Annotated in this window: 9 protein-coding genes; 7 read left to right on the top strand and 2 right to left on the bottom strand. The window is 64.6% G+C overall.

Annotated elements, in window-relative coordinates; all coding sequences use genetic code 11:
• Window positions 1–12 precede the first annotated feature (12 nt).
• From otnI to HAP41_RS17620, 6 genes are all read left to right on the top strand, one after another.
• The gene (otnI, locus tag HAP41_RS17595; RefSeq protein WP_166099061.1) at window positions 13–795 is read left to right on the top strand and encodes a 2-oxo-tetronate isomerase; all 783 of its coding nucleotides are present in this window, start codon (window positions 13–15) and stop codon (window positions 793–795) included.
• Window positions 792–2,069, top strand: a complete 1,278-nt coding sequence (gene otnK / locus HAP41_RS17600; protein WP_166099058.1) for a 3-oxo-tetronate kinase — start codon at window positions 792–794, stop codon at window positions 2,067–2,069. Before otnI ends, otnK begins: the two co-directional genes overlap by 4 nt.
• A 170-nt stretch (window positions 2,070–2,239) precedes the next feature.
• Window positions 2,240–3,931 carry a methyl-accepting chemotaxis protein gene (locus HAP41_RS17605; RefSeq protein WP_063984694.1) on the top strand — a complete coding sequence of 564 codons (1,692 nt, stop codon included), beginning with the start codon at window positions 2,240–2,242 and terminating at the stop codon, window positions 3,929–3,931.
• A 288-nt stretch (window positions 3,932–4,219) separates the two neighbouring features.
• Window positions 4,220–5,166, top strand: a protein-coding gene (locus HAP41_RS17610) for an IS630 family transposase (protein WP_166063836.1) whose coding sequence is annotated in 2 segments (ribosomal slippage) — window positions 4,220–4,559 and window positions 4,559–5,166 — 948 coding nt in all. Because the reading frame shifts where the segments join, the coding sequence is not laid out codon by codon here.
• A 64-nt stretch (window positions 5,167–5,230) separates the two neighbouring features.
• Window positions 5,231–8,410, top strand: coding sequence for an efflux RND transporter permease subunit (locus HAP41_RS17615; protein WP_166099055.1), 3,180 nt, complete (start codon window positions 5,231–5,233; stop codon window positions 8,408–8,410).
• Window positions 8,397–9,602, top strand: a complete 1,206-nt coding sequence (locus tag HAP41_RS17620; RefSeq protein WP_063984692.1) for an efflux RND transporter periplasmic adaptor subunit — start codon at window positions 8,397–8,399, stop codon at window positions 9,600–9,602. The genes HAP41_RS17615 and HAP41_RS17620 overlap by 14 nt, the downstream gene beginning before the upstream one ends.
• Before the next feature lie 106 nt (window positions 9,603–9,708).
• Here the strand turns inward: HAP41_RS17620 and HAP41_RS17625 are convergent, their stop codons facing one another.
• Both HAP41_RS17625 and HAP41_RS17630 read right to left on the bottom strand, forming a co-directional pair.
• Entirely contained in the window at window positions 9,709–11,217 is a 1,509-nt protein-coding gene (locus HAP41_RS17625; RefSeq protein ID WP_166099052.1) for an acetyl-CoA acetyltransferase, read from the bottom strand.
• Between the two features lie 154 nt (window positions 11,218–11,371).
• Window positions 11,372–12,412, bottom strand: a complete 1,041-nt coding sequence (locus HAP41_RS17630) for a nitronate monooxygenase (protein WP_166099039.1) — start codon at window positions 12,410–12,412, stop codon at window positions 11,372–11,374.
• Between the two features lie 255 nt (window positions 12,413–12,667).
• Here HAP41_RS17630 and HAP41_RS17635 point away from each other — a divergent pair, with 255 nt between their 5' ends.
• Complete coding sequence (locus HAP41_RS17635; protein ID WP_166099036.1) at window positions 12,668–14,341, top strand: flavin-containing monooxygenase; 1,674 nt, start codon at window positions 12,668–12,670, stop codon at window positions 14,339–14,341.
• The last annotated feature ends 94 nt before the right edge of the window (window positions 14,342–14,435 follow it).

A 14,435-nucleotide genomic window follows, 5' to 3' on the forward strand; every position in this document is an offset into this window, starting at 1 on the left:
AAGAGGATTCCAATGCCCCGTTTCGCCGCCAATCTCTCGATGATGTTCACCGAGGTGCCGTTCCTCGACCGTTTCGACGCCGCCGCGCAAGCGGGCTTCACCGCGGTCGAATTCCTCTTTCCCTACGAGCATCCGGCCGAGGTGGTTGGCGAGCGGCTCAAGCGCAACGGTTTGACGCAGGCGCTGTTCAACCTGCCGCCGGGCGACAGGAACGCCGGCGAGAAGGGCTTTGCGGCGCTGCCGGCGCGGTTCTCCGATCTCAAGGCGAGCCTGGAGACCGCGTTGCCTTACGCCAAGGCGACCGGTGTCAAGCGGCTGCACTTGATGGCCGGCATTGCCAACCGCGGCGAGCGCGTCGCGATCGAGGCCTTCTACAAGTCGGTGGCGTGGGCTGCGGAGTTCTTCGCTCCGCACGGCATCGACATCGTGCTCGAGCCGATCAATGCGCGCAATGTGCCCGGCTACTTCCTCAACGATTTCGGTTTCGCGCGCGACCTGATCCAGGAGCTGAGACTGGCGAACCTGAAGCTCCAGTTCGACATCTATCACTGCCAGATCATCCACGGCGACGTCACGATGCGCCTGCGTGAGATGATGCCGATCATCGGGCACATCCAGATCGCCAGCGTTCCCTCGCGCAACGAGCCCGACGGCGAGGAGCTGAACTATCCGTTCCTGTTCACTGAACTCGACCGGCTCGGCTATACCGGCTTCGTCGGCTGCGAATACAATCCGCGCGGCAAGACCACCGATGGCCTCGCCTGGTTCAAGCCTTATGCGGGAGTGAAGCCGTGACGCTCGCACTGGGTTGCATCGCCGACGACTACACCGGCGCCTCCGATCTCGCCAATACGCTGACGCGCGCGGGCCTGCGTACCGTGCAGACCATCGGCGTGCCCGCGGACGATCTCGCGCTGCCCGAGGTCGACGCCGTCGTGGTGTCGCTGAAGAGCCGCTCGATCGAGGCAGGCCTTGCCGTGTCGCGTTCGCGCGCGGCGGAGAAATGGTTGCGTGGTCGCGGGGCGCGCCATGTGCTGTTCAAGATCTGCTCGACCTTCGATTCCACCGATGCGGGCAATATCGGCCCGGTGATGGACGCGCTGCGCGCCGATAGCGGCGAGGCCGTCGTGCTGGTGACGCCGGCCTTCCCGGAGACCGGTCGCACGGTCTACCAGGGCAATCTGTTCGTCGGCGCCGTGCCGCTGAACGAGAGCCCGCTCAAGGACCATCCGCTCAACCCGATGCGTGATTCCAACCTGGTGCGCGTGCTGGCGCGCCAGAGCAAGACGCAGGTGGGTCTCGTCGACCTCGCGACCGTCGCCCGGGGCGCGGAGGCCGTGCGGGCTCGGCTTGCCGAATTGTCAGGCAAGGGTATCGGTGCCGCGATCATCGATGCCGTGTTCGACCGCGACCTCGAGACCATCGGCCTCGTCGCTGCCCAGCATCGGCTGTCGGTCGGCGCCTCCGGCATCGGCCTCGGACTGGCGCGGGCTCTGGTCTCGACGGGCAAGGTCAAGTCGGCCGCTGGCAGCGGCGGGGCGGACGCCGCCGTCGGCGGACCGGCGGCCTGCCTCGCCGGAAGTTGCTCGCAGGCGACGCTTCAGCAGATCGCCAACGCCGAACGCGTCATGGCGGTGCTCCATCTCGATCAGGACCGTATTCTTACGGGAGCGGACGAAGTGCAGCGCGCGATCGCCTGGGCCAAGCCGCGACTCGCCGACGGTCCGGTCCTGATCGCGTCGAGCGCGACACCGGATCAGGTCGCCGCCTTGCAGGCGCGCCACGGCCGCGATGCAGCCGGTCACGCCATCGAGCAGGCGATGGCCGACATTGCGGAAAACCTAGTCAAATCAGGCGTCCGGCGGCTGGTCGTGGCTGGCGGCGAGACCTCCGGCGCCGTCGTCGATCGCCTCGGGATTCCCGGCTTCCTGGTCGGCGCGGAGATCGCTGCGGGCGTCCCGGTGCTGCGCGCCGTCGGCGCTGAAGCAGGCGATATGCTGCTTGCGCTGAAGTCCGGAAATTTCGGCGGACCGGAATTCTTCGCGGACGCGCTTGGGCTCATGCGCTGAGCGCAGGGCGTTCTTAGCTGCCTGTTCATTTCTTTCAGGCTCCGTACTCGTATGGAGTCGTAGTTAACATCTGCTCAGTCGCTCTGTTGTCTGATGTCGGCGTCGCTCCTTTTGGTTGATTGTTAAGACCTCCCGGACGCGCGCCCGCGCCAGCACAACGAGACCCGATTATGTTCGCCACCATTTCCATTCGCGCCAAGATCATCAGTGTCGTGGCGTTCCTGCTGGTCGCGATGACCGGCATGGGCCTGCTCGCCGTCACGAAGATGCGGTCGATGAACGCCAACACCACCGACATCACCACGAGCTGGCTGCCCAGCGTCCGGGTGCTCGGCGAACTCCGCGCCAGCGTCATCACCTACCGCAACGTCGTTCGCCAGCACATGCTGTCCGAGACTCTCGAGGAGAAGCTCGCCAACGAAAAGACGGCCGGCACCGTCATCGAGGCGCTCGCCAAGTCCCGCAAGGCCTACGAGCCGATGATCACTTCGCCCGAGGAACGCCGGCTGTACAACGAATGGGCCAAGCTCTGGGACGATTACAAGAAGGGCACCGAAGACGTCATGGCGCTGTCGCGCAAGGAGGCCGGCAAGGTCCCGCATGACGCCCAGGAGCTGAACACCAAGACGGTCAACAAGATCGGCCTTGCGTCGGATGAGGTCCTGATGAAGGACATCGATCTCAACACCAAGGGCGGCGACCAGGCTGCCCAGGATGCCGCCGACAGCTATTTCTATGCCTTCATGCTGGTCTCGATCATCCTCGGCGCCGCCGTGATCATCGGCATCGGCGTCAGCTTCTACCTGGTCCAGGACGTCTCCGCCGGCATCAACTCGATCATCCAGCCGATGCAGGCGCTCGGCAAGGGCGACCTCTCCGCCGAAGTCCCGCATCGCGGCGAGAAGACCGAGATCGGCGCCATGGCCGATGTGCTCCAGATCTTCAAGGAAGCCTTAATCGCCAAGAAAGCCGCCGATGAGGCCGCCGCCGCCGATGCCGAAGCCAAGATCGAGCGCGGCCGCCGCGTCGACGGCATCACCCGCGATTTCGAAACGATGATCGGCGAGATCGTCCAGACCGTGTCGTCGGCCTCGACCCAGCTCGAGGCCTCCGCCTCGACGCTGACTTCGACTGCCGACCGCTCCCAGCGGATGGCGACTACGGTCGCCGCGGCCTCGGAGGAAGCCTCGACCAACGTGCAATCGGTGGCCTCGGCCACCGAGGAGATGGCCTCGTCGGTCGGCGAGATCAGCCGTCAGGTGCAGGAATCAGCGCGGATGGCGGGCGACGCCGTCGGCCAGGCCCGTGCCACCACCGAGCGCGTCAGCGAGCTGTCCAAGGCGGCTTCTCGCATCGGCGACGTCGTCGAGCTGATCAACACCATCGCGGGCCAGACCAACCTCTTGGCGCTGAACGCCACCATCGAGGCGGCGCGTGCCGGTGAAGCCGGCCGCGGCTTCGCGGTGGTCGCCTCCGAGGTGAAGGCGCTCGCCGAGCAGACCGCCAAGGCGACCGGCGAGATCGGCCAGCAGATCTCCGGCATCCAGGCGGCGACCAACGACTCGGTCGGCGCCATCAAGGAGATCTCCTCGACCATCGAGCGTCTCTCCGAAATCTCCTCGGCGATTGCGGCTGCGGTGGAAGAGCAGGGCGCAGCGACCCAGGAGATCGCCCGCAACGTGCAGCAGGCGGCGCAGGGCACCCAGCAGGTCTCCTCCAACATCACCGACGTGCAGCGCGGCGCGACCGAGACCGGCACGGCCTCCTCGCAGGTGCTGTCGGCAGCGCAGATGCTGTCCAACGACTCGAGCCGCCTCAAGACCGAGGTCAGCAAGTTCCTGACCAACGTCCGCGCGGCCTAAGCCGGGACACGCTCGCAGTTCTGAAGGCGGCGCCTGCGGGCGCCGCTTTTTTACGTGGGGGTGAGCCGCTTTCGTAATGTTCCGGCCGCAGGCTGCATATCTGGAATGCGATTTCGCAGTGCGATAGCAGGGAAGTGACCGGACGGGGCGGCGCTGTCGTTGGCCATTTCCACGGTGTTCGGGTAAATCAGCCCTAGAGCATTTTCCGACCGGAAAGAATCGGGTGGGGATTCCCAAAACGGCGCGAGTCAGATTCAAGCTGCATGCTGGCGAGGGAGGCCAGCATGTATGGCCAGGGCGCTTTCGGTTGATCTTCGCCAAAGGGTGGTAGCCGCGATTGACGGTGGCATGTCCTGTCGACAGGCTGCTGAGCGCTTTGGTGTCAGCGCGGCCAGTGCAATCCGCTGGCGCGGTCGCCTCAAGAAAGTTGGCGACATCGTTCCTAAACGCCAGGGCGGTGACCGCAAATCGCAGCGCATCGAAGCGCATTCGCAATTGATTCTGGAGGCGGTGACAGCGAGGCCGGATATCACGCTTGCCGAGTTGCGAGAACTGTTGAAACGTCGTGGAATATCGACTGGCATCGCGTCGCTCTGGCGTTTTTTCCAGCGCAGAAAGATCACACTTAAAAAAAGACAGCGCACGCCGCCGAGCAACGGCGCGGCGATATAAATGCCGCACGTGAGGAGTGGTTCGAAGGGCAAATCGACCTTGACCCTGAGCGTCTCGTCTTCATCGACGAAACCAGCGCCAACACCAAAATGGCGCGGCGTTACGGGCGCTCGCCACGCGGCGAGCGATGTCGTGCAGCTATCCCACACGGACATTGGAAGACGACGACGTTCACCGCTGGATTGCGCTCCGACGGTCTGATCGCGCCGCTTGTTCTGGACGGTCCAATGGATGGCGACGCTTTCCTGGCCTACGTCGAGCAATTGCTCGCCCCATCGCTGCGGCCGGGCGATACCGTTATCATGGACAACTTGCCCGCTCACAAGGTCCATGGCGTTCGAGAGGCCATCCAGGCGGTCGGAGCTAGCCTGCTCTATCTTCCGCCCTACAGTCCAGACTTCAACCCGATTGAAATGGCCTTCTCCAAACTGAAAGCGCTGTTGCGGACCGCCGCAGCCCGCACCATGCCCGATCTCTGGCAAGCAATCGCCAACGCTCTCAAACGCTTCTCACCCGAGGAATGTCAAAATTATCTCGTCGCGGCTGGTTACGACGCAACGTGATCGGAAAACGCTCTAGGAACCCGTGGGGCGTGTTCCCTGTCCCCGATTTGGAATTGCCTGACCAATGATTGCTCTGGTCCGTATTGCCCTGAGCCGACCCTACACGTTTGTCGTGCTCGCGCTTCTGCTCCTGATCATCGGGCCGCTCGCGGCCCTGCGGACGCCGACCGACATCTTCCCGGACATCCGCATCCCCGTGATCGGCGTGGTCTGGCAGTACACCGGCCTGCCGCCGGACCAGATGTCCGGCCGCATCACCACGCCGTTCCAGCGCGCGCTGACGACGACCGTCAACGACATCGAGCATATTACAGCTAACTCCTATAACGGCTTTGGCATCATCAAGATCTTCTTCCAGCCGAACGTCGACATCCGCACCGCCAACGCGCAGGTCACCGCGATCTCGCAGACGCTGCTGAAGCAGATGCCGCCGGGCGCAACGCCGCCCCTGATCCTGAACTACTCCGCCTCGACCGTGCCGATCATCCAGGTGGCGCTGTCGGGCGATGGCCTGACCGAGCAGAACCTCGCCGATATCGGCATCAATAATCTGCGCACCCCGCTGGTCACGGTGCCCGGCGCGGCGATCCCGTATCCGTTCGGTGGCAAGCAGCGCCAAATCCAGATCGACCTCGATCCTACCGCGCTCCAGGCCCGTGGCCTGTCGGGCCAGGACGTCGCCAACGCGCTCGCAGCCCAAAACCTGATCACGCCGGTCGGCACCCAGAAGATCGGCCAGTTCGAATACAACATCCAGCTCAACAACTCGCCGCTGAAGATCGACGAGCTCGGCAATCTGCCGATCAGGACCGTCAACGGCGCGATGGTCTATGTGCGCGACGTCGCGACCGTGCGTGACGGCAATCCGCCGCAGACCAACATCGTCCACGTCGACGGCAACCGCTCGGTGCTGATGATGGTGCTGAAGGCGGGCGCGACCTCGACGCTCGATATCATCGCCGGCATCAAGCAGAAGGTTATCGACGTCAAGGACCAGCTGCCGGACGCGCTGAAGATCGGCTTCATCGGCGACCAGTCGGTGTTCGTCCGCGGTGCGATTCAAGGCGTCGCGATCGAAGGCGTGATCGCGGCGCTGCTGACCAGCGTCATGATCCTGCTGTTCCTCGGCAGCTGGCGCTCCACGGTCATCATCGCGGTCTCGATCCCGCTCTCGGTGCTCGGCGCCATCATCATGCTGTCGGCGATCGGCGAGACGCTCAACATCATGACGCTCGGCGGCCTTGCGCTCGCGGTCGGCATCCTCGTCGACGACGCCACCGTCACCATCGAGAACATCAACTACCATCTGGAGCAGGGCAAGCCGGTCGAGCAGTCGATCCTCGACGGCGCCAACCAGATCGTGACGCCGGCTTTCGTCTCGTTGCTGTGCATCTGCATCGTGTTCGTGCCGATGTTCTTCCTCTCCGGCGTCGCGCGCTTCCTGTTCGTGCCGATGGCCGAAGCCGTGATGTTCGCGATGATCTGGTCGTTCATCCTGTCGCGCACGCTGGTGCCGACCATGGCGAACTATCTGCTGCAGGCACACGTCCATCACGAGGGCGCGCCGCCGAAGTCGCGCAATCCGCTGGTTTGGTTCCAGCGCGGCTTCGAGAAGCGGTTCGAGCGCATCCGCGGCGGCTACCATAATCTGCTGGGACTGGCGCTGGTGCACCGCGCGGTGTTCGTGATCGGCTTCCTCTGCGTGGTCGGCGCGTCCTTCGCGCTGGTGCCGTTCCTCGGGCGCAACTTCTTCCCGGCGGTCGATGCCGGCAATATCCTGATGCATGTCCGCACCCAGGTCGGCACCCGCGTGGAGGAGACGGCGAACCAGCTCGCCGACGTCCAGAAGGCGATCCGCAAGCTGATCCCCGGTGAAATCGAGACGCTGACCGACAACATCGGCATGCCGATCTCCGGCATCAACATGACCTACAACAACACGGGCGTGATCGGCCCGCAGGACGGCGACATCCAGATCAAGCTGAAAGAGGGCCACAAGCCGACGGAAGAGCACGTGCGCGTGCTGCGCGAGCAGCTGCCGCGCCTGTTCCCCGGCGTCAGCTTCGCGTTCCTCCCCGCCGACATCGTCAGCCAGATCCTGAACTTCGGCGCGCCGGCGCCGATCGACCTGCAGATCCGCGGCGCCAACATCAACGCCAACTTTGCCTACGCCAACAATCTGCTGGCGAAGGTCCGCAAGATTCCGGGCGTTGCCGATGCGCGCATCCAGCAGTCGCCGAACAACCCAACCTTCAACATCGACGTCGACCGCACCCGCGCGCAATATGTCGGCCTGACCGAGCGCGACGTCACCAACAGCCTCGTGGTCAATCTCGCCGGCTCCTCGCAGGTGGCGCCGACCTACTACCTCAATCCGGACAACGGCGTGTCCTACTCGATCGTGATGCAGACGCCGCAATACCAGATCGACTCGCTCAGCGCGCTCCAAACGCTGCCGATTACGGCGACCGGCAATTCGCAATCGCCGATCCTCGGCGGCATCGCCGACATCAAGCGCTCGACCTCGAGCGCGGTGGTGTCGCAATACGACATCCAGTCGCTGGTGCAGATCTTTGCCACGACCTCGGGCCGCGATCTCGGCGCGGTCGCCGCCGACATCCGCCAGGTGATCGCCGACACCGCCAAGGACGTGCCGAAGGGCTCCTCCGTGGTGCTGCTCGGCCAGGTGCAGACCATGAACAGCGCCTTCACCGGTCTTCTGTTCGGCCTGCTCGGTGCCGTCGTGCTGATCTACTTCCTGATCGTCGTGAACTTCCAGTCCTGGTCCGATCCGTTCGTGATCATCACGGCGCTGCCGGCCGCGCTCGCCGGTATCGTCTGGATGCTGTTTATGACCGAGACGACGCTGTCGGTGCCGGCGCTCACCGGCGCGATCATGTGCATGGGCGTTGCCACCGCCAACAGCGTGCTGGTGATCTCCTTCGCCCGTGAGCGCTACGAGGAGCTCGGTGACCCCATCGCCGCTGCACTCGAGGCCGGGTTCGTCCGGTTCCGCCCGGTGCTGATGACCGCGCTCGCCATGATCATCGGCATGGCACCGATGGCCCTGGGGCTCGGGGAGGGCGGCGAGCAGAATGCGCCGCTTGGCCGCGCCGTGATCGGCGGCCTGATCTTTGCAACTTTCGCCACCCTGATGTTTGTTCCCGTGGTGTTCAGTATGGTACACAAGAAACAAGGCGCCAAAGCCGCCGCCCCATTGGAGACTCCGCATGTCGCCCACTGAACCCCGCTCCCCGGTGTCGCACCGGAAACTGGGCATCTTCGGCGTGGTGGCGCTGATCGCGGCAGGCCTCGTCGTGGGTACCGGCATTCGTGCCCGCGAGGAGCAGGGCTCCAAGCTGAAGGAATGGACCGACGATCAGGCCGTTCCCAGCGTTGCGGTGACCCTGCCGAACGCAAAATCCCTCAACGGCACCATCGACCTGCCGGGTCGGCTCGAAGCCTATTACCGCGCGCCTATCTTCGCACGCGTCTCCGGCTATCTGAAGAGCTGGAGCGTCGACATGGGCGCGCGCGTCAAGGCGGGGCAGGTGATCGCCGAGATCGAGGCGCCCGACCTCGACCAGCAATTGCTTCAGGCCCGCGCCGACCTCGCCAGCCAGCAGGCCAGTGCCAGGCTCTCGGAAGCAACGCTCAACCGGCGCAAGACGCTGGTCGCCTCCAACTTCGTCTCCGCGCAGGAGATCGACGAGCGCACCGCCGATCTCTCCAACAAGAACGCGGCCGTCCACTCAGGCCAGGCAAATGTCGAGCGGCTTGAAGCGCTGGCCGGCTACAAGAAGATCACGGTGCCGTTCGATGGCGTGGTCACGGCGCGCGATACCGACGTCGGCGCGTTGATCAATGCAGGCGGCGGCTCCGGCCCGGCGATGTTCGTGGTCTCCGACATCACCAAGCTGCGCGTTTACGTCAACGTTCCCCAGAACTACGTGCCTGCGATCAAGATCGGCGCCAAGGCCACCATGGTCATGCCGGAATACCCGAACCGGACATTCCAGGCGACGGTTGAGGCGTCTTCGCAGGCCGTCGACGTCGCCTCAGGAACCACCCGCATGCAGCTTCGGCTCGACAATTCCAACGGCGAGTTGATGCCCGGCGGCTATGCCAGCGTGAAGCTCAACCTTCAGCGCGACACCGCGCCGCTGAGCATTCCCGCCAGCGCCCTGATTTTCAACGGCAGCGGTCTGCGTGTTGCGACCGTCGGTCCCGACGACAAGGTGCAGTTTAAGACCGTGACCATCGCACGCGATCTCGGCAAGGAGATTGAACTCGCCTCGGGCATCGCACCCGACGACCGCGTCATCACTGCCCCGCCGGATGGTATTTCCGACGGCGACCAGGTTCGCGTCGCCGGCGGTGCCGGTGCCAAGGGCAAGCCGGCGACGGCGTCGGAGAAGCAGGCGCCGAAGGGCTAGGTTGATCTCGTAGGGTGGGCAAAGCGAAGCGTGCCCACCGTCTTCATGTGATTGGAAGAAGAATGGTGGGCACGGCGCAAGAGCGCCTTTGCCCACCCTACGAAAGCTACGCCACCCGCCACTCCGGCACGTCATCCGCGGCCATCGCGATCTCGCCGAGCGAACCCACCGGCGTGCTATCCATGTTGAGCAGATGCGCCAGCGTCGCCGCGTCGCTCGCCGGAATCCGCGCCAGGGTGCGTCGATCATCTTCCGTCCGCAGCATCACCACGCCGTGCTCGACATCGCCGCCGCGGCCATAGAGCACCGTGAAACTCTCGACCTTGCCCTTGCCTGAGACCTCCGTGACGAACTCGGGCACCGCGCGCTTGTTGCGGTCGGCCTCGCCTTGCACGCTCGTCTCCTGCGCCAGCGCCTCACGCGGCGTCTTCGACACCACCAATGCGTGGTGCTTGGTGACGAAGCCGCCCTGGCCGTAGAGCAGCCCGAGCTTGGCACCATCGCGCACACGCCGCACCATCGCGCAGGCCGCGTGCGTCATGTAGGTGTTGAGCGGCGCGCCGAAGAAGGTGAGGCCACCGGTCACGGTCGGCTGCACGTCGGCCCCGAGGCCCAGCGTCCGCCGCGCCATCTTGGGCACGCAGGGGAAGCAGCTATAGAGCTCGATCGCGTCGAATTTCTTGCCGTCGCCGCCGGCGAGATCCATCGCCGCCTTCAGCACCGCATTCTGCGGATGGCTTTCATGGAACTGATCGCGCAGGAGGTAATCGCGCGGCTCTTCGGCCGAGGCGCCGCCAAGCGGGTAGACCAGCTTGTCCTCCGCGATGCCGGCCGCGCGCGCCTTGGCGAGGCTGGTGAGCAGCAGCGCGCCGCCCATGTTGACGCTGGGGTTGGCGACCATGAGCTTGTTGTAGGGCCAGGCGATCAGCCGGTTGTCGGCCGTCGGCGTCGTGATCTCGTCCGGCGCATGGCGCCGCTTCAGCCAGGCGTTGGGATTTTCGGCGGCGGCCTCGGAGTAGCGCGACCACAGCGTGCCGGACTCTGCCATGGCTTCGCGCGGCGTCTGGCCCCAATGGGCGGAGGAGGCGGACTCATAGAATGGATAAACGGTGACGGGACGGAACACGCCGAGCTTCACCGCCAGCGGCTTCTGGAATGCCGCTCCACGCTTGGGCTCCTCGACGTCATGGGCGAACGGCGTCCAGGGTAGCTTGACCCCGGCGCGCTCCGCCTTGGTCGCGGTCGACTGCGCCTCCGCGCCGCAGACTGCCGCCACCGTGCATTCGCCGCGCGCGATGCGCTTTGCCGCCTCGTGGAGGTAGCGGATCGGGCTCTCGCCGCCGACCGGGCCGTAATAGCAATGCGCAGGCGCAATGCCGAGCCGCTGCGCCAAAAGCTTCTCCGGATCGCGATAGCGCCAGCTCAGGAAGTTGACGACGTCGAGCGACTGCACCTCGCCAAGCAGCTTTGCGTCGGCGTCCTGTTCGGCCCGCCGTAGCGCCTGTTCGAGCAGATCCAGCGGCTCGAGGCCGTCGGTAATCTCCTTGGGTCGGTCGATGATCTCGCCGATGCCGACGATGACGGGGATGCGGTCTTCCGGGATGTTGTCAGTCATAATCTCGATTCACGATGTTAGTTGTCTCGTCATTGCGAGGAGCTCGCGACAAAATTGCGAAGCAATTTTGCGCTGTAGCGACGAATCAATCCAGAAATGTATCCGCGGAAGAAGTCTGGATTGCTTCGCTTCGCTCGCAATGACGATGTGGATGCTACTCCGCCACCAGCGCATTCATGTGCTCGACGGCCTCGGCAAATTCTTCCTTGAACTCCTGCACCACCGCGCCCGCCGACTTCACGCTGTCGATCAGGCCGACACCCTGGCCGACGAAATAGCTGACGAGGTCGCGCGCCTTGGCGTTGCCGCTCGCCGCCGCGCGGTCGATCGCGTTGAAGGCGTCGCGGCTGATGACGCTTTGCAGCGGCATCGGCAGCGCGCCGGGGCTTTCCGGCGCGCGGTCCCAGGCATCGGTCCAGACCGAGCGGAGCTGGCGTGCCGGCTTGCCGGTGCGCCCCTTCGAACGGATCGCGTCGCGCGAGGACGCCGCGATCATCTTCTCGCGGAAGATCTCCGTGGTCTCGGCCTCGACGGTGGCGAGCCACACCGAACCGGTCCAGGCGCCAGCCGCGCCCATCGCCATGCAGGCGGCCATCTGCCGTCCCGTCATGATGCCGCCGGCCTCGGTGCCCTGCACCACGAGAATGTCGACGCCGGCCGCGACCTGGCGCAACGCATGCTCCTTGGCGCCGACGAGGGCGGCAACCGGCACGCCGTGCTTCCTGCCCATCTCGATCATCGCCTTCGGCGGCACGCCCAGCGCGTTGGCGATCAATCGGATCGGATGGTTGAAGGAGACTTCGAGCAGCTGAAGTGCGGTCTTCGCGTCGAACGGTTGCGGCTGGTTGTCGGCCACATCACTTGTCGTCAACTCGATGTCGTACTTCATCAGGAGGTCGCGCGTGTAGGCGCGGTGCTCCTGCGGCACGCGCGCCTCCAGGCTCTTCCAGGTGACGTCCTTCTCGCCTGCGGTCGAGATGTTTTCGGGGATCAGCACGTCGATGCCGTAGGGCTTGCCGTCGACGTGCTCGTCGATCCATTTCAGCTCGCGTTCGAGCGTGTCGGGCGTGTGCACGGTGGCGCCCAACACGCCAAAGCCGCCGGCGCGGCTGACGGCGGCAACGACGTCGCGGCAATGGCTGAATGCGAGCAGCGGGAACTCGATGCCCAGCATGTCGCAGATCGGCGATTTCATGGCTCTCTCCCGGCAGCCGTCGCGTTGCTGTTGTTGCTTTGCTTGAGCGAAGGCGCTTCGAAGCTAGCTCATCGTCGCCAGCGATGCCAATCCGGATTTGGCCGCGCATCTTGCGTGCAGACGCCACGCGGCGGATGAGCCATTCCGCTGCACAAAATAAACAGGCCAGAGCCCGCCGATTTGTCTCTTGCGCTTTTGTGAGTCTGTGAGAATGCTGGCGCAAACAAAGAGAAAACAGCGAGGGAGCGCCAACCGATGTCGTCAGCGCAAGCGAGTCCGGCCCGAACCGTGAAGGCCCAAGCCTTGAAAGCTTACGACGTGGTCGTCGTCGGCGCGGGCTTTGCCGGCATGTACATGCTGCACCGCCTGCGCGGTCTTGGCTTCTCGGCGCGCGTCTATGAGCAGGGCGGTGGCGTCGGCGGCACCTGGTACTGGAATCGCTATCCCGGCGCGCGCTGCGATGTCGAGAGCATGCAGTATTCCTACTCGTTCTCGGAAGAGCTTCAGCAGGAGTGGGACTGGAGCGAGCGCTACGCGCCGCAGCCGGAGATCCTGAACTACGCCAACCACGTTGCCGATCGTTTTGATCTTCGCCGTGACATCCAGTTCGACACCCGCGTCGCGCGCGCGGCGTTCGACGCGCGCACGAAGTGCTGGTCGGTGACGACGTCGGACGGCCAGACGGTCGAGGCGCAGTTCATCGTGCTCGCGACCGGCTGCCTCTCGAACGCGCGCAAGCCTGACATCAAGGGCCTTGAGAGCTTCAAGGGACCGGTCTACCACACCGGCAACTGGCCGCATGAAGACGTCGACTTCACGGGCTTGCGCGTCGGCCTGATCGGGACGGGATCGTCTGGCATCCAATCGACGCCCGTCATCGCCGAACAAGCAAGACATCTCACCGTGTTTCAGCGCACGGCGAATTTTTCGATTCCTGCGCGCAACGCCGCGCTGACCGACGAAGAACGCGACAACTTCCGCAAGACCTATCCGGAGATCCGCCGTTTCGCCCGCGAAGTCGCACGCAACGGCATTTTCGCCGAGCAACCCGATCGCGGCGCACTCGACGACAGCGATGAGACCAGGAATGGCAAATATTCGGCGCGCTGGGAGCGCGGCGGGCTCACCTTCATGTATGTCTACAACAATCTCGGCCTGGAGCGATCCGCGAACGATACCGCGGCGAACTTCGTGCGCGGCAAGATCGCCGAGATCGTGAAGGACCCCGAAACCGCGAAGCTGTTGCAGCCGAACAGCCATCCGATCGGCACCAAGCGCATCTGCATCGATACGGATTATTTCGCGACCTTCAACCGGCCGAACGTCTCGCTGGTCGACATCAAGACCAATCCGATCAAGGAGATCACCGCGAATGCCGTGCGTGTCGCAGGCAAGGACCACGAGGTCGGCGCGCTGGTGATGGCGACGGGCTTCGATGCCATGACCGGCTCGGTCGCGAAGATCGACATCAGTGGCCCGGGCGGACGGACGCTGAACGAAAAGTGGGCGGAAGGCCCGAAGACCTATCTCGGGCTGATGAGCGCGGGCTTTCCGAACCTCTTCATCATCACCGGCCCCGGCAGTCCGTCGGTGCTCTCGAACATGATCGTCTCGATCGAGCAGCATGTCGACTGGATCGCCGATTGCCTCGTTCACATGCGCAGGCAGGATGTTGCCACCATGGAGGCAAGCGGGGAGGCCGAGGACAAGTGGGTCGCCCATGTCAACGAGGTCGCCCACGGAACGCTCTATCCGCAGGCCAATTCCTGGTACATGGGCGCCAACATTCCCGGCAAGCCGCGCATCTTCATGCCCTATATCGGCGGCGTCGGCGTCTACCGCCGGATCTGCGACGAGGTCGCGGCGAAGGGATATGAGGGGTTTTTGCTGGGGCGGGCCGAGCGGGGGCTGACGGCGGCCGCGTCCTGAACCTGGCTCTTTGCGATCGTAATTCCCGGGCGGCGCGGAGCGTTGGGCCCGGAACGACGGCGGGGAAGTGGCCTGCCATGACGAAACGTCGAGT

The organism is Bradyrhizobium barranii subsp. apii (genome assembly GCF_011516635.5).
Lineage (GTDB): Bacteria > Pseudomonadota > Alphaproteobacteria > Rhizobiales > Xanthobacteraceae > Bradyrhizobium > Bradyrhizobium barranii.

Coding starts and splice junctions, on each gene's coding strand:
- otnI (WP_166099061.1), top strand. CDS start 13: ATGCCCCGTTTCGCCGCCAATCTCTCGATGATGTTCACCGAGGTGCCG.
- HAP41_RS17605 (WP_063984694.1), top strand. CDS start 2,240: ATGTTCGCCACCATTTCCATTCGCGCCAAGATCATCAGTGTCGTGGCG.
- HAP41_RS17615 (WP_166099055.1), top strand. CDS start 5,231: ATGATTGCTCTGGTCCGTATTGCCCTGAGCCGACCCTACACGTTTGTC.
- HAP41_RS17620 (WP_063984692.1), top strand. CDS start 8,397: ATGTCGCCCACTGAACCCCGCTCCCCGGTGTCGCACCGGAAACTGGGC.
- HAP41_RS17625 (WP_166099052.1), bottom strand. CDS start 11,217: ATGACTGACAACATCCCGGAAGACCGCATCCCCGTCATCGTCGGCATC.
- HAP41_RS17630 (WP_166099039.1), bottom strand. CDS start 12,412: ATGAAATCGCCGATCTGCGACATGCTGGGCATCGAGTTCCCGCTGCTC.
- HAP41_RS17635 (WP_166099036.1), top strand. CDS start 12,668: ATGTCGTCAGCGCAAGCGAGTCCGGCCCGAACCGTGAAGGCCCAAGCC.